The 16,918-nt window shown below is 36.0% G+C and carries 14 protein-coding genes, 2 tRNA genes and 1 pseudogene; 9 read left to right on the top strand and 8 right to left on the bottom strand.

What is annotated here, in order from left to right; translation table 11 throughout:
* Positions 1-115: 115 nt before the first annotated feature.
* Positions 116-1,573, top strand: coding sequence for a glycoside hydrolase family 28 protein (locus tag BUC21_RS07640; RefSeq protein ID WP_073400867.1), 1,458 nt, complete (start codon positions 116-118; stop codon positions 1,571-1,573).
* A gap of 127 nt (positions 1,574-1,700) precedes the next feature.
* On the opposite strand, the gene BUC21_RS07645 is transcribed toward BUC21_RS07640, so the two are convergent.
* Both BUC21_RS07645 and BUC21_RS07650 read right to left on the bottom strand, forming a co-directional pair.
* Positions 1,701-3,077 (bottom strand): tryptophanase TnaA, encoded by a 1,377-nt coding sequence (locus BUC21_RS07645; protein WP_073400872.1) that lies wholly within the window; start codon positions 3,075-3,077, stop codon positions 1,701-1,703.
* A 336-nt stretch (positions 3,078-3,413) separates the two neighbouring features.
* Positions 3,414-4,220: a tRNA threonylcarbamoyladenosine dehydratase gene (locus BUC21_RS07650; RefSeq protein ID WP_073400905.1), complete on the bottom strand. Its 807-nt coding sequence runs from the start codon at positions 4,218-4,220 to the stop codon at positions 3,414-3,416.
* A gap of 167 nt (positions 4,221-4,387) precedes the next feature.
* On the opposite strand from BUC21_RS07650, the gene BUC21_RS07655 reads away from it, so the two are divergent.
* From BUC21_RS07655 to BUC21_RS07675, 5 genes are all read left to right on the top strand, one after another.
* Complete coding sequence (locus BUC21_RS07655; RefSeq protein WP_073400907.1) at positions 4,388-4,966, top strand: DNA-3-methyladenine glycosylase I; 579 nt, start codon at positions 4,388-4,390, stop codon at positions 4,964-4,966.
* 86 nt (positions 4,967-5,052) lie between these two features.
* The gene (locus BUC21_RS07660; RefSeq protein WP_175550495.1) at positions 5,053-5,349 is read left to right on the top strand and encodes a hypothetical protein; all 297 of its coding nucleotides are present in this window, start codon (positions 5,053-5,055) and stop codon (positions 5,347-5,349) included.
* Positions 5,350-5,365: 16 nt separating this feature from the next.
* Positions 5,366-6,190, top strand: coding sequence for a helix-turn-helix domain-containing protein (locus tag BUC21_RS07665; RefSeq protein WP_073400911.1), 825 nt, complete (start codon positions 5,366-5,368; stop codon positions 6,188-6,190).
* A gap of 129 nt (positions 6,191-6,319) precedes the next feature.
* Entirely contained in the window at positions 6,320-6,796 is a 477-nt protein-coding gene (locus BUC21_RS07670) for a DinB family protein (protein WP_073400914.1), read from the top strand.
* A gap of 277 nt (positions 6,797-7,073) precedes the next feature.
* Positions 7,074-7,673: a hypothetical protein gene (locus BUC21_RS07675; RefSeq protein WP_073400915.1), complete on the top strand. Its 600-nt coding sequence runs from the start codon at positions 7,074-7,076 to the stop codon at positions 7,671-7,673.
* 366 nt (positions 7,674-8,039) lie between these two features.
* Here BUC21_RS07675 and BUC21_RS07680 read toward each other — a convergent pair whose 3' ends face one another.
* The 5 genes and pseudogenes from BUC21_RS07680 to BUC21_RS07700 form a co-directional block, all read right to left on the bottom strand.
* Complete coding sequence (locus tag BUC21_RS07680) at positions 8,040-8,351, bottom strand: RNA recognition motif domain-containing protein (protein ID WP_073400916.1); 312 nt, start codon at positions 8,349-8,351, stop codon at positions 8,040-8,042.
* 18 nt (positions 8,352-8,369) lie between these two features.
* Positions 8,370-8,828, bottom strand: coding sequence for a cold shock domain-containing protein (locus BUC21_RS07685; protein WP_073400917.1), 459 nt, complete (start codon positions 8,826-8,828; stop codon positions 8,370-8,372).
* A gap of 425 nt (positions 8,829-9,253) precedes the next feature.
* Positions 9,254-9,832, bottom strand: a complete 579-nt coding sequence (locus BUC21_RS07690; RefSeq protein ID WP_073400918.1) for a type 1 glutamine amidotransferase family protein — start codon at positions 9,830-9,832, stop codon at positions 9,254-9,256.
* Between the two features lie 158 nt (positions 9,833-9,990).
* A pseudogene (locus BUC21_RS07695) lies at positions 9,991-11,382 on the bottom strand (RNA-binding domain-containing protein).
* A gap of 170 nt (positions 11,383-11,552) precedes the next feature.
* Positions 11,553-11,625, bottom strand: a tRNA-Phe gene (locus BUC21_RS07700).
* 123 nt (positions 11,626-11,748) lie between these two features.
* On the opposite strand from BUC21_RS07700, the gene BUC21_RS07705 reads away from it, so the two are divergent.
* A tRNA-Pro gene (locus tag BUC21_RS07705) sits at positions 11,749-11,821 on the top strand.
* A 21-nt stretch (positions 11,822-11,842) separates the two neighbouring features.
* On the opposite strand, the gene BUC21_RS07710 is transcribed toward BUC21_RS07705, so the two are convergent.
* Positions 11,843-12,424, bottom strand: coding sequence for a sugar O-acetyltransferase (locus BUC21_RS07710; protein WP_073400919.1), 582 nt, complete (start codon positions 12,422-12,424; stop codon positions 11,843-11,845).
* A gap of 106 nt (positions 12,425-12,530) precedes the next feature.
* Here BUC21_RS07710 and BUC21_RS07715 point away from each other — a divergent pair, with 106 nt between their 5' ends.
* The gene (locus BUC21_RS07715) at positions 12,531-13,706 is read left to right on the top strand and encodes an MFS transporter (protein WP_073400920.1); all 1,176 of its coding nucleotides are present in this window, start codon (positions 12,531-12,533) and stop codon (positions 13,704-13,706) included.
* A 96-nt stretch (positions 13,707-13,802) separates the two neighbouring features.
* Positions 13,803-16,703 carry a ligand-binding sensor domain-containing protein gene (locus BUC21_RS07720; protein ID WP_073400921.1) on the top strand — a complete coding sequence of 967 codons (2,901 nt, stop codon included), beginning with the start codon at positions 13,803-13,805 and terminating at the stop codon, positions 16,701-16,703.
* Positions 16,704-16,918 lie beyond the last annotated feature (215 nt).

Below are 16,918 nucleotides of genomic sequence, written 5' to 3' on the forward strand. Positions count from 1 at the left end.
TGGTCAATCTGTTAATGAACTATTTTTGCGGTAATCTTAGTAATATGGGTAGCTCTTTAGTCTTTACCCGGAGTTATTCATAAGCAAGACGTTTAATCAAATTATATATAGTGTTATGAAGAAAATATTTGTATTTGCATTTTTAATATCCAGTTTGTTAACTGCGTTTAGTCAGGAAGTGCCTACAAGCAGCCAGGTTGGAGCATTAAAACTACCAGATACAATTGCTCAAGTTGTAGCTCCTTTTGAAATGCCAAAGTTGGTAAAACCTGAATTTCCTGATAGAACAATTAATATAGAAAGTGTAGGGGCTAAACAAAATAAGCTTTGCACAAATATCATCCAGAAAGAAATAAATAGATTGAGTAGTAAAGGTGGGGGCACAGTTGTTGTCCCTGCCGGCCAATGGCTTACCGGACGCTTAATTCTGAAGAGTAATGTAAACCTGCATCTAGAGAAAGATGCCGAACTTCACTTTAGTGGTGATATAAAAGACTGTTTGCCGGTTGTGTTTACAAGAAATGAAGGTATAGAGCTGTATTCGTTAGGAGCATTTATTTATGCCAACGGAGCAACAAATATTGCATTAACCGGACAAGGGAAATTAGTAGGTCCTTCACGTGATTGTGAGATTTTTAAGAAACAAATGGAAGGTGTGGTAATCGAGAAATACATATCAACTCCGGTTGAGAAGCGAATTTTCGATGGAAAGGATGGAAAACTAGTGTTTCTTCCAATGTTCTTTGCTCCGATGAATTGTAAAAACGTTCTTGTTGAAGGAGTAACCTTTGAGAAAACACTTTTCTGGAACGTAGTACCACAGTATTGCGAGAATGTAATTATACGTGGCATTACAGTAAACAGTGTAGGCATATTCAGAAGTGATGGTATAGATATAGACTCTTCAAAGAATATTCTGATAGAATATTGTACACTTGATTGTGGCGATGATTGCTTTACACTAAAGTCCGGCCGTTGCGAAGATGGATTGCGGGTTAATAAACCATCCGAGAATATTATAATCCGTTATTGCCTGGCTAAACGGGGAGGTGGATCAGTAACTTGCGGAAGTGAAACAGCTGGTATGATTCGGAATATGTATGTACACGACTGCGTGTTTGATGGTACCAAGAATGGAATTCTCTTTAAAACACGACGCAACCGTGGTGGAGGAGGAGAGAATCTTTACTATGAACGTATTCGTTTGAATATACCGGGGCCGGCTATTAAATGGGATATGCTTGGTTCAAGAGAGTATGTTGGAGAATTGGCCGATCGTTTGCCTGTTCGTAGTATAACTCCATTGACTCCATCATACAAGAATATTTTTATGAAGGATATTATAATAGAGAATTGCGATAAGTTTATTCGTGCAATAGGTATACCTGAAACAAAGATTTCTAACGTAGTAATTGAAAACTGCAATGTTTCGTCAAAAGCACTTGTCGAAATCTCCGATGTTGATGGATTTATAGTAAAGAATACTCAGATCAAAACAAAAAACAGTGCAATGAATATTGCAGGTGCTAATAATATTATTTGGGATAACGTAAAGATTACAACTAAGGATTAGTTAAAGACTAACAGTTGTATTTTAAAAATAGCCGGCTTATATGGTCTGACCTCAAAAGTTCTTGTCTAACTTTTTGGGCTCATTTCAATATACGCTCGGCTATTTTTATTATAAAGTTAGATATTCTCTATTGAGCCCTTTTCAACTTTACGGTAAAGTGTCTCATTAATTCTGCTTCCCATTCAATCTCCATTCCTTTGGTGATTGATTCCCTGCGGTCGAAAACATTCTTAAGAGCCACTGCTACTACATCCATGTGATTATTCGTATAAACACGTCGGGGAATAGCCAGCCGCAGTAAGTCAAGTCCGTTGAATCGGTTTTCCCTGGTTACCGGATCTCTGTCTGCCAGGATATAACCAATTTCGCAACCACGGATACCTGCTTCCAAGTAAAGTTCCACAGCTAATGTCTGAGCAGGAAATTGCTCCTTCGGAACATGAGTCAGTACTTTGAGGGCATCTACAAAAATTGCATGTCCGCCAGCCGGACGTTGATACGGAATGCCATATTCATCCAGCTTCTTACCCAGATATTCCACCTGCTTGATGCGAGTTTCCAGATTCTCAAACTCAGTATTCTCATCCAGCCCCACAGCCAGAGCATTCATGTCTCGTCCATTCATCCCACCGTAAGTAATGTATCCCTCAAAGATTATATTCTTAACCTTGGCAGCATCGTACCACTCCTGCACATTCGTGGCAATAAAACCACCCATATTAACAATAGCATCCTTCTTGGCACTCATTGTCATTCCATCGGCATAAGAAAACATCTCCAGGCAAATCTCCTTAATGCTTTTTTCGGCATATCCTTCTTCGCGGGTTTTTATGAAATAAGCATTTTCGGCAAAACGAGCCGAGTCGATAATCACCTTCTTGCCATATTTATCAGCCAATGCTTTTGTTTCCCGAAGATTCTGCATAGAAACCGGTTGACCACCGGAAGTGTTATTTGTACAAGTCATAATGATAAACGGCACCCTGTAGCCATCCTTCTTAAGAACAGCCTCCAACTTGTTGATATCTACATTCCCTTTGAAAGGTATTTCCAGCTGAGTATCTTTTGCTTCATTAATCGTACAATCCACTGCAAAAGCTTTCCTCATCTCAATGTGCCCCTTGGTGGTATCAAAATGTGAGTTTCCCGGACAAACATCTCCCTCTTTTATCAGGCAGGAGAATAAAACATTCTCTGCAGCTCTTCCCTGATGCGTGGGCAGCACATATTCAAATCCAGTAATTCGGGTAATGGCATCTTTCATATTGAAAAAAGAAGATGCTCCCGCATAACTTTCATCGCCCAGCATCATTGCCGACCATTGTCTGTCGCTCATCGCTCCGGTGCCGGAATCGGTGAGCAAATCAATATATACCTGGTCAGCGTTAAGTTGAAAAACATTATAGTGAGCCTCCTTCATCCATTGTTCGCGTTCTTCGCGGGTACTCTTTCTGATAGGTTCAATCATTTTAATCTTCCATGATTCTGCAAATGGTAATTCCATAAATGTATTTTTTTTGTTTTAGAAAAGATAATAGCAACTCAAGCCAGCTATCATTAATAGTTATGATAACCGGCAATTCAATTTTTAAAATAAGGCATTAAAGAGTTGGGATAAAGTGATCTCTATCCTTTACATTCAGGAATACTAATTGGTAGATGAAGCTAAAAGAATCTTTCGAATCCATAGGTCTTAATTAGTTCTGTTTCGGGTATAAAAATATACTATTTATTGCTATTTCGCAATAAGTAAAGTGCAAAATAAATTGGTTTGAAACCTCTTTATAACAGAAATGGATATTACCCTATAATAGAAACAATAAAAAGACTGATATTGATTTTACTCTTCTGCTTTTTTATAAATGTCTTGTATTACTAATCCAGCAAGTGTAAATCCGAATATTGCAGTAGTATGTGCTAAAGTACCGTTTATCTGTGCTTTCATACTACACCATTCATGATTAACTAAGTTTGGATCTCCCGGTCCTTTTTCAGCTTTAGGACAAAGACAATTTGCAGTACCACATGCAGAGTTGCCTCCTTTGTTTTCCAGCAATTCTTCACTATAAACACATTGAAACTTCTTCGAGAGCTTTTCTCCTTTTTTAATTTTGCGGCGAAGAGCAGCACCAAGAGGGCAACCAGCCACTTTCCAAAATTCGGCAACTTTTATTTTTAGGGGATCCATTTTCAGTGCGGCACCCATTGATGAAAAGAACGTAGCATCTGTTTTTGTTGCCGTACGAATTAAGTCGACTTTATTTTCCAGGCTATCTATTGCATCTATAATGTAGTCATAGCTTTCCAATTGATAAGAGTCGGATGTTTCGGCACTATAAATCTGCTGCAATGCATTTATCTCAGCAGTAGGATTAATTTCCAGAAGGCGTGATTTCAGAGCTTCAACTTTAACTTGTCCCACCGTTTTCGTTGTAGCCATTAACTGACGATTGATGTTCGTTACGCAAATACGGTCGGAATCAACAATCGTTAAATTCTTAATTCCCGATCTTACCAGACTCTCTGCACACCAACTACCTACGCCACCAACACCAAAAATGATAACACGAGCGCCGGCAATTCTGTCCATAATATCATTACCCAGCAATAGCTCAGTTCTTTTGAAAATACCTCTTTCTAATCCCATCTGTTCACATTCAATAAATTGGAGTGCAAAAGTACAATAAATATTCAAGGTATAATAAGGTGAAATGCTAACATTATCAAAATGTGGTTATCTGACTATTTATTCCAAAAGAATCATTTTCTTATAATTAATTGTATATTTGCGCTTATCAATCAATTTTAAAGATAATGGAACAAAGCATTGAAATACAACGGTGTGGATGGTGTGGCACAGATCCTTTATATGTGCAGTATCATGATGAAGAGTGGGGACGTGAAGTTACTGACGACCATAAGATGTTTGAGTTTCTTGTTTTAGAGAGCTCTCAGGCAGGACTAAGCTGGAGTACTATCCTGAAAAAGCGCGAAAATTATCGTAAAACATTTGCCGATTTTGATGTGCAGAAAGTTGCTCAGTTTACAACTGAGGACGTTGAACGATTGATGCAGGATTCCGGTATTATCCGTAATAAACTCAAGATTACATCTACCATATCCAATGCCCGCTGCTTTATTGAAGTTCAAAAAGAGTTTGGTAGTTTCTGTAGCTATCTAAAGAACTTCTTGCCGGAAGGAAAGCCGATTATGAACCATTGGACTTCATTAGATCAGATTCCTGCCTCCACTGAATTATCAGATGTTATCAGCAAGGATATGAAAAAGCGTGGATTCAAATTCTTTGGAACAACAATTTGCTATGCGCATTTACAAGCTGTAGGGTATGTAAATGATCATTTAGAAGATTGTCATTACAAAATCAAAGACTAATCTTCAGCCGTTAGAATTATAGATACATCATTTAGAATATGCAATATCTTACGAAACTATCATTTATTAAAAACAGACTATTCTCTTTGCTATCAATACTATTAAGCGTTATTTCACTGATTGCTGTAATAAAGATTAATAGAGATATCTCTGCCCGGTATTTAGCATTAGATGGGAAGACCCAACTTTTGTTGGGGCTAACCGAATTTGTAGGCTTTTATTTTAAATTTTATGTTGTAATAGCCGTCAGTTTGGTTGCTATGGGGCTGGCTATTATTGCATTAAGAAAGGAGGAGGAGAGAAAATACCGTTTAATTGCTTTTCTCCTGGGGATACTTTCAGTTATTGTCGTTGTTTTGAATATTGGTAGATTTATGATATAGAATTCAAACTATTATTATGAGAAGTAGTGCTATAATATATCCTTCATTCTCACTAACTCCATATATTAAATACTATTGGATATTAAAGACAGATGAAATAGACCCAATTAAGATTCAAACTATTCCATCTGGCTGTATACACCTTGTGTTTCATCGAGGTAATAATCTGAGCTTTGATTCCAAAGGATCTCAACCGAAAAATTTTATTCGCGGACAATTATCAACGGCAGGAACCTTGATTTCTCAGGGCGATATTGATATGATTGCAATCGTTTTTCAGCCATTAGGAATGATTCCATTCTTTACATCTTCAATGAACGAACTATATAACCGGTATATAGATGTAGAAGATTTGGAAGATGCAGGATTGAATAACCTGAAAAACTTTATTTCCGAAGAAGTACAGACTTCTGTATGCATTCAGCAGATTGAATCTTTCTTGCTAAAACGACTATCTGCAATTGATTATAATTACAAAAGAATATTCAGTTCCATTCAGCTGATTGTGAACGAACCTGAGATTGATGTAGAATCTCTTGCCCAAAATGCTTGTCTGGGATACAGGCATTTTAAAAGAGTTTTCACTGATTTAGTAGGAGTGAGTCCGAAGGAGTATTATAGAATTATTCGCTTTCAGCGAGCATTATACACATTGCAAAATAATCCACATATAGAACTTACCCAATTGGCTTATACTTGTGGGTATTACGACCATTCTCATTTGGTTAAGGATTTTAAAGCATTCTCCAACTGTTCGCCCACTCAGTATTTGTCAACAAGAATACCTTATTCTACATTCTTCTCAAAAGATTGCAAATTAAACCTCATAAAGAAAAGATAATTATTGCAGAGTCTTTAGAATAGTCATTTTTTTACAAGCGTAAAAAGAAACGTAGCTCTACTTTTGCATATTCCTTTTGGGGATATGCTTATACTACTGTGTATTTTAAATTCTAAAAACTAAAAAGTTATGTCAACTATCGATTTTTCAAAGATTACAGATGGTATTTCCAGTGTAATAGAGACTGAAGAGAACTTATTGAGAGGTTTACAAGAAGATGTTATCACTTCCCGACGCAACAAGCAAAATAGAACAATAAAGCAGATTCTTGGTCATTTAATAGATTCTGCATCAAATAACCATCAACGAATGATTAGATTGCAATATTGCCAGCATTTGCTATACTTTCCCGACTATCGTCAGGATAACGATTTATGGATTGCTCTTCAGAAATATCAGCATGCCGACTGGAATAACTTAATTGGATTATGGAAGTTTTTTAATCTTCATATTATTCAAGTTATTAAATCTGTCGATCAAACTAAATTAGAGAGTTATTGGTGTGATTTTGAAGGAACTAAGGTCACCTTAAAAGATATGATTGAAGGTTACTTAGACCATTTATATCTTCATATCAATGAAATTCATGAATTGATCAATCAATAGGTACCACATAAATTCCAAGATGAAATGCATCACTATTTTCTCTCAGAAAAATAAAAATGCAGAATTGATCTAGCAATCTAGCAGAATCTCCTTAAGTGTTTGTATACTAATACTGTATAGGTGCTAGATCAAATTATTTTGTTCTAGCGGTAATCTAGCAGTCTAGCACTATGATTCTGTCATCTTTTTTGTAAATTAGATGCCTTTTGTTATAAAATATTTGTAATTTTGCAATTCAATATATTTATGAATATGAAGAACTAAAGTTGATTTAATAATGAAGAGAAAAAGATATGGAGCATGGATTATGCTAGTCATCTGTGTTATAGGTTTTTATTCTTGTGGTGATAAACAAGAGGAAGTAATTTGTGTTAACGATTTTACTGGGTCTTATAAAATTACGTCCTTGAAGGCTGAAATCAGGGTAGATCTTAATAACGATGGATTGCAATCATCCGATTTGTATAATGAAATGACTGAACCTTATTATTTGGTGAATCCAAGAGATCCTGATTATACTCCCCTGCCAATGTATGAATTTAATCAGATAAGCAGTTGTGCAGAAGTGCGCCCTACGGAGAGTCAGAGTGCAAGCAATAAATCGCTATCGTTGAATTTGCCGTTTCAATACATCACTTATTCTAATTTGTCAATGTATGCACACGACTTATCGTTCTATTTTTATGATCTGGATGAAAATGACAATGTAGTATTGAAAGGAAAACTTGGAGATACACCAGAAGTGCAGGTTACAAGGCTGGAGCGATTGGATAAAGATCATTTTAAGGTGATTTATAATGCCAGAATTTATGATTTTGTATCCAAAGAATGGAAAGAAACTTCTGTTAAAGCCCTTTATGAGCGTACCTGTAAGTGAGTATAGAGTGAATCTTTAATAGGCTTTAATCTGAAAGCCGGACGGATATTTTATAACTTCCCGTTGTGTTTTTATTTTTACCGGAATCACATTTATGCGTGCTTGTACAAAAGATTGTTTTCTTTTGTACAGAACAATCAATTCTTTTGTACAGAAGAATGCAATCTTTTGTACAAGAGTTGTTAAATATCTCTAGAGGGAATTTTGAAAGCAGACCGGGTTCTATCAATTATTCAACTAGGTAATTAAAATAGTAGGTGTGAGTTTTACAGATGTGCGGTTGTATACCCAGTTAAACAGAAGAATGAACAAACAAAAAACGGGAAAACATAACTGTCTTCCCGTTTTGTATAAAAAAGTTTCGGCTTAATAGCGTCTTCTATTATATCCGCCTCCGTTTCCACCACGATTGTTGTAGCCACTGTTGCTTCTTTCAGTTCTTGGGCGAGCAACGGTTACGTTGATTGTTTTTCCTTCAAAATCTGTTCCATTCAATTCATCGATTGCTTTTTGACCTTCTTCGTCGTTAGGCATATCAACAAAACCAAAACCGCGAGATCTTCCTGTTTCTCTGTCATTGATAATATTGGCTGAAGTAACTTCACCAAATCCTGCAAATAATTCTTGTAAGCTATCACTTGTAGTGTTGTAGCTTAAATTTGATACATAAATGTTCATCTGTTTTTACTATTATTGTTATTGGTTATTCTTATTGTCAAGAGCGATTTTCACGGCACTTGTGCCTCTGACATCACGTTCTAGCTCAAATGTAACCATATTTCCTTTTGCAATTGAAGCAGGGGCATTACTTATATGGAAGAAATACTTCTCCATACTTCCTGTTCGTTTAATGAAACCAAATCCTTTTTCCTGGTTAAAGTGTTCTACCTGTCCTGTAAATACAGTTTCTTCTACAACATCCTCTTTCTTTGGAGTAGAAACAGCAATGTCTTCAATATTAATTTCCTGTTTATTTTCAGGGTCAGGAGGAGTACTGGTAATAACACCATTCTCGTCAACGTAAGCAATCATATCTTCAAATGATCCACTACCAGCATTAGCCTTGCGCTCTTCTTTGCGTTTTAGCTTTTCTTGTTTTTTTAACTCTTTTTTCTTTTCTAAATCTCTTTTGTTGAATGAATTCGCTTTTGCCATTAATTATATCTTTTTTATGCCAATACTATGCAGCCTTTAATCTTTTGCCTTTTTGGGGAATCGAAATAGTTATACCCTTCTCAACTTTAGAAAGTGGTGATTCTATCTCTCAATATCTTAATAAAAAATTAGTAAATACCCCAAAGTACGCCAAATGATGATGATGAACACTTTTGCAACTTGTTAATACATTAAACAAGTAAGTTGATTTTGATGTCGATTTTGACGATGAGAAGACCCGCCAGATAATTGCGGAGCAAAGCATTGCTTAGAAGGATACAATATAAACTTTATTGTTCAGGTAACAAATATATGAAATTAATTTGGCTATTGAAAAAATAGTTTGAAAATAAATATTTTAGTTCTCATTTATTTCCTCGAAATTCAGAGTAGCAAGTAACCCTTGCTTAGTTAGATAGTTAGCTTTATTCGCTCCATATCCCGTTTTTGAACAGTTGGAACCATTTTTCAATATCACTTTTTTCAAATAAACAGATTCTCTCAAATATTTCTTTCGCAAATTCAATAGAAGCAATTCCATTAGCAGTGATAATATTCTTATCGCTCACAGCCGATGAATTTACATAATTGCTCTCACCGGAATATTGCGGAGCAACTGCTTTTAAGTAATTAAGATCATTGCTGGTATGCTTTACCTTGTCTAGAATGCCCAGCTGTCCTAAGTATGACGTTGCCGCACAAATAGCAGCAATCAGTTTTCCCTTTTCAAAGACATTCTTTGTAAATTGGTTCAACTCATTGTTTTCTCCCTTTTCCCATGCCACACCACCGGGTAGAATCAGTAAATCAATATCATTAGCATCTACTTCAGCAAACGAAATGTCTGGTGTAATTTTCAGTCCGCCCATAGATACCACAGGCTTTCCGTCTTTTGAGAAATAAACTATTTCAAACTTCTCGCTCTTGTTAATCTCTGGTGTAAGATAAGATATTTCCCAGTCGGAGAATCCATCGAATAGGAATATGTGTACTTTTTTGTTCATATTGTTTTCTGTTTTATCTTAAATATACTTTAAATAAAATTCAATAGTCCAATTACTTTTTTGAAATAAACTTCTAGTGTAGTTATATAGTTCAAATTTGCGTTTACTATTTATTCAAGGTTTCTAATCTCTGATAAAAATAATCTGTTGGGATAATATTAATGCTTAATTATATAATATCCTCCGATTTTTGATGCTCCCTTAAATTCTATAATTTTGTCTTCTCTTAATTTCTGTATACATCTTTCTATGGTTCGTTTGCTTATTTCTGGTAACAATTGATTGATTTTCTTGCTATTAATACCTGCATTGTTGTAAATGATCTGTTTTACTCGATTAATGGTATCTTCATTAGAGGTAACCAAAATTGCACCGCCATTTGCACCGCCATTTGTACCGCCATCAATGACGCTGTATTTTCTTTTGAATACAACCGTAAAAATCCCATTAGTATTAAATTCAGGTTCAGGTAAGCCTGCCTCTTTCATCGCTTCCTTCATGCGAGGAATACCGGAAGCAACTTTTTCAACTAGATGCATACGAGTAAACAAACCAAATATCAATGGATTGCGTGTCATACTCTTGTGGCCGAAATCTTTGGCTACAATTGGTAATAATCCTCCAGGGTTGGAAACTTCTACCCGGTCATCGAACATTTCTATTATTATGGTTGCACCCTGCTCGTAGTAGTCACGGTGAGACAAGGCGTTTATAATGGCTTCCTTGAATACAGTTAGAGGGATTTCCCAAATTTCTTCTCTTGGTCCGGGACCTTCTATTTTGTAGGCCACTTGGAGCTTACTTTCCAACCATGCCATTGCTTGCAAGTACTGTTGGTATAGTGGGCCGCCAAAAGTTTTATCATCTATTATATAGACTTTTGTTGTTCCCTTGAAAAGAACGCATCTCACAACAACATGAGGAAACATATTTTCGGGATGCTTGCCGAAGAACATTGCTGCGGCGTTCTTAGTCACACCCTTTTCATTGAATAGCATTAGATTCTCGAAAATCTGTTTATCTGGTGTTTCTGGACTAAGTTTGGATTCTCTACGAAAGTCCTTTATATTTTGTTCGTCGGCTTCTGTATAAATGTTGAATTTAGGGCAAGGGATGTGATCAAAAAATATCTTGTTACATTCCTGAAAGAAACTTCGCATATCTTCAACTGTACGTAGCTTTTGGGAATTTGCACCTTCACGAACAAAGATTGAACCCGAAAATATATAAGGTTTGTCTTTGCCTGATGGTACTTCAATTACCCAAACGGACTTATTATCAATATCAACAGCATACATTTCACAATGGAGAGATGGAGATATTTCACTTATAGAACCTTGAATAGCAGATCGTTTATCATTTTCAATATTTATTCCTGCAATATTGCCGTTATCATCAACTCCTATAAATAGGTATCCTCCTTCTGCATTTGCAAAAGCGCATATTTCTTCTGTCAGCTCGCGAACTTTCGAGGGTACTCAAACCTTGAATTCTACGTTATAGCCTTCTCCGTTATCAATGAGTGATTTTATATTTTCTGTATTCAACATATTTAGATTATAAGAATACAAATATATAATTAATTTACCGATGCTAGAGGACTTCTGTTTGAAAAAATAACAATTTTATTTCTTTGAATATGTTCTGAAGAATGTTCCAGAAAAGGAGATAAAAACAAAAAAAGCACTTAAACCGTGAAGTTTAAGTGCTTTTTAAAAGGTGGTGCCACCAGGAATCGAACCGGGGACACAAGGATTTTCAGTCCTTTGCTCTACCAACTGAGCTATGGCACCTTCTTTTGTGATTGCGGGTGCAAAGATAGATATATTTTTGGAATTACCAACATCTTTTGAATTTTTTCTTTAAATAATTAGATAATTCAAATTTTTGCTTTACTTTTGTGTCACTAAAGAAAACGGAGTGTAGCGCAGTTGGTAGCGTACTACGTTCGGGACGTAGGGGTCGGGCGTTCGAGTCGCCTCACTCCGACAAAGCGACGAATAATGTAAATTATTTGTCGCTTTTGTCATTTTTGGGCATCTCCTTAATCTGCCTTATTACTTTGCAGGGATTGCCGTATGCAAGTACACCTGCAGGAATATCTTTTGTAACTACACTGCCTGCACCAATTACTGACCCTTCGCCAATGGTTACTCCGGGAAGTACAGTTACGCTACCGCCCAACCAGCAATTATTGTTTATTGTAACCGGTTTGGCATACATATATCCCTGATTTCTTTCTTCAACTGTAAGCGAGTGCACTACTGTGTAGATTGAACAATTGGGACCAATGAAGCAGTTATTACCAATTTTGATCAGTGCTTCGTCCAACGCTACAAAATTGAAGTTGATAATGGTATCGTCTCCAATTTCCATATTACCAAGATCTATATTTATAGGACTGTTGGGAAGAACATTGCGACCTACTTTCCGTAGAAATCCTTCCAATAAGTGGTGCTTATGTTCCCTATCCGATGGGGATGTTTGGTTGTATTGGAAACAAAAATCCTGACCTTTGTCTAATAATGGCCCAAAATCCGGGTTGAAGCCCCAATAAACTTCTCCGGCTGCCATTTTCTCCATGTCTGTCATTGTTTTTTTCTTTTTCTAAATGAGTGCCAAATTTACTATAATGAATCTGTTATTTCAAATTAAGTTGTAACTTTGATATGTAGATGAAAAAATATCTGACTATGAAATGAAGCCTAAAAGCACAAAGATTTTCGGATTTAATAGAAATATCTTCTATACGGGATTGACGAGTCTGCTCACAGATATTTCCACCAAGATGGTTTACTCCATAATGCCCATGTTCCTGCTTTCTATCGGAGCATCGAAAACCACTCTGTCTCTTATTGAAGGTATAGCCGAGAGTACTGCCACTCTGCTGAAAGCTGCATCCGGGTTTTGGAGTGACAAGATAGGGAAAAATAAACCGTTCATGATACTAGGCTACGGACTTTCTGCTATTGTTATGCCAATTTATGCATTTGTTGCAAGTCCCTTGCAGGTTCTATATATCCGTTTCGTGGAAAGGATAGGCAAAGGAATTCGTACAGCTCCACGCGACAGTTTGATTTCCGGATGTGCTACCAATGGCGATTCAGGGAGGAATTTCGGTCTGCAGAAAGCAATGGATAATACCGGAGCTATTGTTGGTCCACTGATTGCGTTTGCTCTTCTTTCTGCCTTTCCGGGAAATTTCCACGGAGTGTTTTTGTTAGCAGGTATCCCGGCTATACTAGGTATATTGGTGTTGATATTCGGTATTCGGGAAGCTAAAAAGTCAAAAGAACAGCTGCTAAGCAAATTCCGTTTCCGGGATTTTTCCAAAAAGTATTATCTTTTTCTGGGGATAATCTTCCTCTTTACATTGGGTAATTCAACCGATGCTCTTCTACTGGTCAAGGCAAACGAAGTTGGAATAAAAGTTGTTTATATCCCGCTGGTTTATTTAATAATGAATACTGTTTCGGTAATCTTGGCTATTCCTTTAGGTACATTGTCTGACAAAATAGGGAAGGAGAAACTGCTGGCTTTCGGCTATCTTATATATGCCCTTGCCTATGCCGGATTTGGGGCAACAAACAGTATCTCTGTAATTATGTGTTTATTTGCACTTTACGGTTTATACTCGGCAGCTACGGATGGTATTCAGAAAGCGTTGATAAGTGATTTGCTGGATGCAAATAAGAAAGGAACCGGCTTGGGCATCTATAACGCACTGTTAGGTGTAACCCTGCTTCCGGCAAGTATTATTGCCGGTCTACTTTACGATCATATAAATTCGTCCGTTCCTTTTTATTTCGGAGCTGTTACCGCCATACTTTCTGCTATATTGATGGTTGCTTTCCATAAATGTTTTAAATCTTAATCGGTACAAAAAAGATAAAATAGTTTTATTTCTAAGTCCTAATTAATACATTTGTAGTATTGCATTTATTTGTTAGCCTATAATAGATCATAATACATGAAAGTAAACACACAAAGCCTCAATAGGTATTTTTTGTTCTTAATACTCTCTTTGGCTCCTATAATAAGATTATCTGCGAGCTGGAATAATTTTATAATCAATTATAAAAAGGAGGTTTACGGTAAAGGATCGCAAACCTGGCAGATTGCATCTTACAATAATAACTGGGTATACTTTGCTAATAAAAATGGATTATTGCAATTTGATGGCAGTAGTTGGGGAATATTTCCTTTAAATAATGGTTCTGATGTACGATCGGTTTTACCCTCTTCATCTAAAAAACGAATCTATGTTGGAGGAATTAACGAATTTGGCTATTTAGAACCTGATGAACGAGGCAAACTAGTATATCATTGTATGTCCGACTCGGTAAAGAAGCCTATTCGATCTATTGGAAACATCTGGCGAATTTATGAAAATGATAATATTCTTTATTGGCAGGCTGATGGAGTTGTACTAAAATGTTTGAATGGAAAGTATACATTAATATCTGCAGATAGTAAGATAGATTGTTCAAATCTGGTTAATGGGATTCTATATATTGGTACTAATAAGGGAGTACGGATTCTTATTGGAAATACGTTTTTCCCTTTACCTGGTGCCAAAGCGCTTGATACAAAAAGAATCCGTGGAATTGTTCCTTATAAAAAGGGTGTTATAATTGCTACGGCTTATGATGGCTTGTATTATTGGGACGGTAAAGTTCTTGTTCCATTTATTACAGGAATAGAAGCGTTTATGTCACAGAATGAGATTTTCTCCATTGCATCTTCAAAGAATTTAATTGCATTGGGTACTGTGCACATGGGGCTTATTATGATTAACACTAGTACAATGCAGGTTAAGTATTTCAATGAGAATAATGGCTTGCAGAATAATACAGTTTTATCTTTAGGTTTTGATTGTCGTGACAATCTTTGGGCAGGACTTGATAATGGAATTGATTATATATGTATGAATTCTCCTTTATCTAATCTTTATTCTTATCCATATTCTTATGGTGCAGGATATTCGGCTATTCTTTCGAATAATTATCTTTATCTGGGTACAAACCGCGGCCTTTATTATACCCATTATCCGGTATCGTTAAGTGATAAGGTTATCAATATAAGTCAGGTTCCTCAATCGAGCGGTCAAGTATGGGATCTTTCGAAAGTGGGGGATGATGTTTTTTGTTTGCACGATAGAGGAATCTTTTTGGTAAAGGGAGAAACAATGGAACGCATCGGAACGATATCTGGTGTGTGGAATTGTAAGGCGATGATAAACAATCCGGAAAAAGTGTTGCTGGGTATGTATGACGGAATTTATCTGATGCAAAAAGAACAGGGAGAATGGAAGCCAAAAAAGAAACTTGAAGGAATGAATGAATCTGCAGAAAACTTTGAAATTGAATCTGATCATGTTTTATGGCTCCATAATAATGATAATGGATTGCTCCGAATAGATTTTGATTTAGCAAACTTTCGTGTAAAGCAGATAAAATATTACGGTAAAGAAAAAGGTTTACCTTCTAATAAAAATGTATATGTAAACAAGATTGCTAATAAGATATACTTTACCACTCCAAAAGGAATTTATAAATATAACGCTGCAAGTGATGTTGTTGAATTATCTCCGGAAATGAGTAATTTATTACCTGGCACGAAGTCTTATTTAAAACTATATCAGTATGGAAATTCCATATTAAGCTTAAGTAAAGGTGAAGTGGATATTGCTAGCCTGGATAAATATAAACATCCCAAAGGGAAAACTTTTTTTTCAATAGAACATCCTTCTATTGAGCTGGTTAGTGGATTTGAAAAGTTAGTCCCTTTATCAGAGTCAGAAGTGATTATTCCTAACGATTACGGTTTTGCTCTCTTAAAAGTACCATCAAAAAATACTCCATTGCTTCGTCCTGCAGTTCATATTCGGGCAGTTTATCTAACTTATCCAAGCGATAGTCTCATCTATTCTGATAATTTCCTTGGCAAGAATTATGTGCCCGAAATCCCTTATTACCGTAATTCTATCCGATTTGACTATAATCTGTTTTCGTTTACACATGGGGAAGAGGCAAGTTTTCGTTATAGATTTAAAGATCAGAAAGATTGGTCAGATTATACATCTTCTTTGACCAAAGAATTTAGTAATCTTGCTGAAGGTGAATATACATTTCAGGTTGAGGCTGTTTTCGCTGATGGAACTTCCACTATTGATGAATTTAAATTTGTTATATTGCCTCCGTGGTACAGATCGTCAGTAGCTTATTTGTTCTATTTCATTCTTTTCTTGTTCTTCCTTTGGTATTTGTACAGATGGGACGATTTAAGAGTAAAACGTAAAAAACAACAGGCTGTTCTTGAAAAAGATCGGGAGTTATTCCAGAAAGAAAAAGAGTTTGAAAAGGAAAATGCCCGTAAAGAGCACCAGATTATGGAACTTGAAAAAGAAAAACTGGAGTACGACCTTCAGCATAAGAGTCAGGAAATGGCAAATCTGATGATTAACTTTGTTAGAAAAAATGAGATGCTTACTGAAATAAAACATGAATTATTTAAAGTAATATCTACTCTGAAAGGAGAGAACACTAAACAGCCAAAGCAGATGCTGATGGTTGTTAGTAGTAAAATTGATTCAAATATTCAATCGGACGAAGTGCTGAAACGTATTGAAGAACAGTTTGACCTTATACATAATAATTTTATGAAGCGGTTGAGTGAAAAGCATCCCGACCTTTCTACAAACGAAAGAATGATGTGTGCGTACCTGAAAATGAATCTTTCCTCGAAAGAGATAGCTCCTCTTTTAAATATCTCTTTAAGAGGAGTAGAGACTATTCGTTATCGTTTAAGGAAGAAGTTTGAACTCGAAAGAGATGAAAGTTTAATTGATTATTTAACCAACAAGCTCTGATTAGATTTTTTAAAAATCACAGCATCGGCCCGACTGTACAATCGGGCCGATGCTGTTTTACGTTATTTAATATACCTGACGAAATATATCTGCGTATAATTATGTTGTTGATTATCAATATAATATTTATTTTTGACGAGTTGATGACGTATTTATTTTTTTTAATTGACGTAATCGTGAATAGGTGAAAATAATATAAAATAAACGCTTGTTAA

The organism is Bacteroides luti, assembly GCF_900128905.1.
Classification (GTDB): domain Bacteria; phylum Bacteroidota; class Bacteroidia; order Bacteroidales; family Bacteroidaceae; genus Bacteroides; species Bacteroides luti.

What these genes read in the sequence shown, in the direction of transcription:
- BUC21_RS07650 (WP_073400905.1), bottom strand. Translation starts at nt 4,220, where the DNA reads ATGGGATTAGAAAGAGGTATTTTCAAAAGAACTGAGCTATTGCTGGGT.
- BUC21_RS07685 (WP_073400917.1), bottom strand. Translation starts at nt 8,828, where the DNA reads ATGGCAAAAGCGAATTCATTCAACAAAAGAGATTTAGAAAAGAAAAAA.
- BUC21_RS07680 (WP_073400916.1), bottom strand. Translation starts at nt 8,351, where the DNA reads ATGAACATTTATGTATCAAATTTAAGCTACAACACTACAAGTGATAGC.
- BUC21_RS07665 (WP_073400911.1), top strand. Translation starts at nt 5,366, where the DNA reads ATGAGAAGTAGTGCTATAATATATCCTTCATTCTCACTAACTCCATAT.
- BUC21_RS07675 (WP_073400915.1), top strand. Translation starts at nt 7,074, where the DNA reads ATGAAGAGAAAAAGATATGGAGCATGGATTATGCTAGTCATCTGTGTT.
- BUC21_RS07670 (WP_073400914.1), top strand. Translation starts at nt 6,320, where the DNA reads ATGTCAACTATCGATTTTTCAAAGATTACAGATGGTATTTCCAGTGTA.
- BUC21_RS07640 (WP_073400867.1), top strand. Translation starts at nt 116, where the DNA reads ATGAAGAAAATATTTGTATTTGCATTTTTAATATCCAGTTTGTTAACT.
- BUC21_RS07655 (WP_073400907.1), top strand. Translation starts at nt 4,388, where the DNA reads ATGGAACAAAGCATTGAAATACAACGGTGTGGATGGTGTGGCACAGAT.
- BUC21_RS07710 (WP_073400919.1), bottom strand. Translation starts at nt 12,424, where the DNA reads ATGACAGACATGGAGAAAATGGCAGCCGGAGAAGTTTATTGGGGCTTC.
- BUC21_RS07715 (WP_073400920.1), top strand. Translation starts at nt 12,531, where the DNA reads ATGAAGCCTAAAAGCACAAAGATTTTCGGATTTAATAGAAATATCTTC.
- BUC21_RS07720 (WP_073400921.1), top strand. Translation starts at nt 13,803, where the DNA reads ATGAAAGTAAACACACAAAGCCTCAATAGGTATTTTTTGTTCTTAATA.
- BUC21_RS07645 (WP_073400872.1), bottom strand. Translation starts at nt 3,077, where the DNA reads ATGGAATTACCATTTGCAGAATCATGGAAGATTAAAATGATTGAACCT.
- BUC21_RS07690 (WP_073400918.1), bottom strand. Translation starts at nt 9,832, where the DNA reads ATGAACAAAAAAGTACACATATTCCTATTCGATGGATTCTCCGACTGG.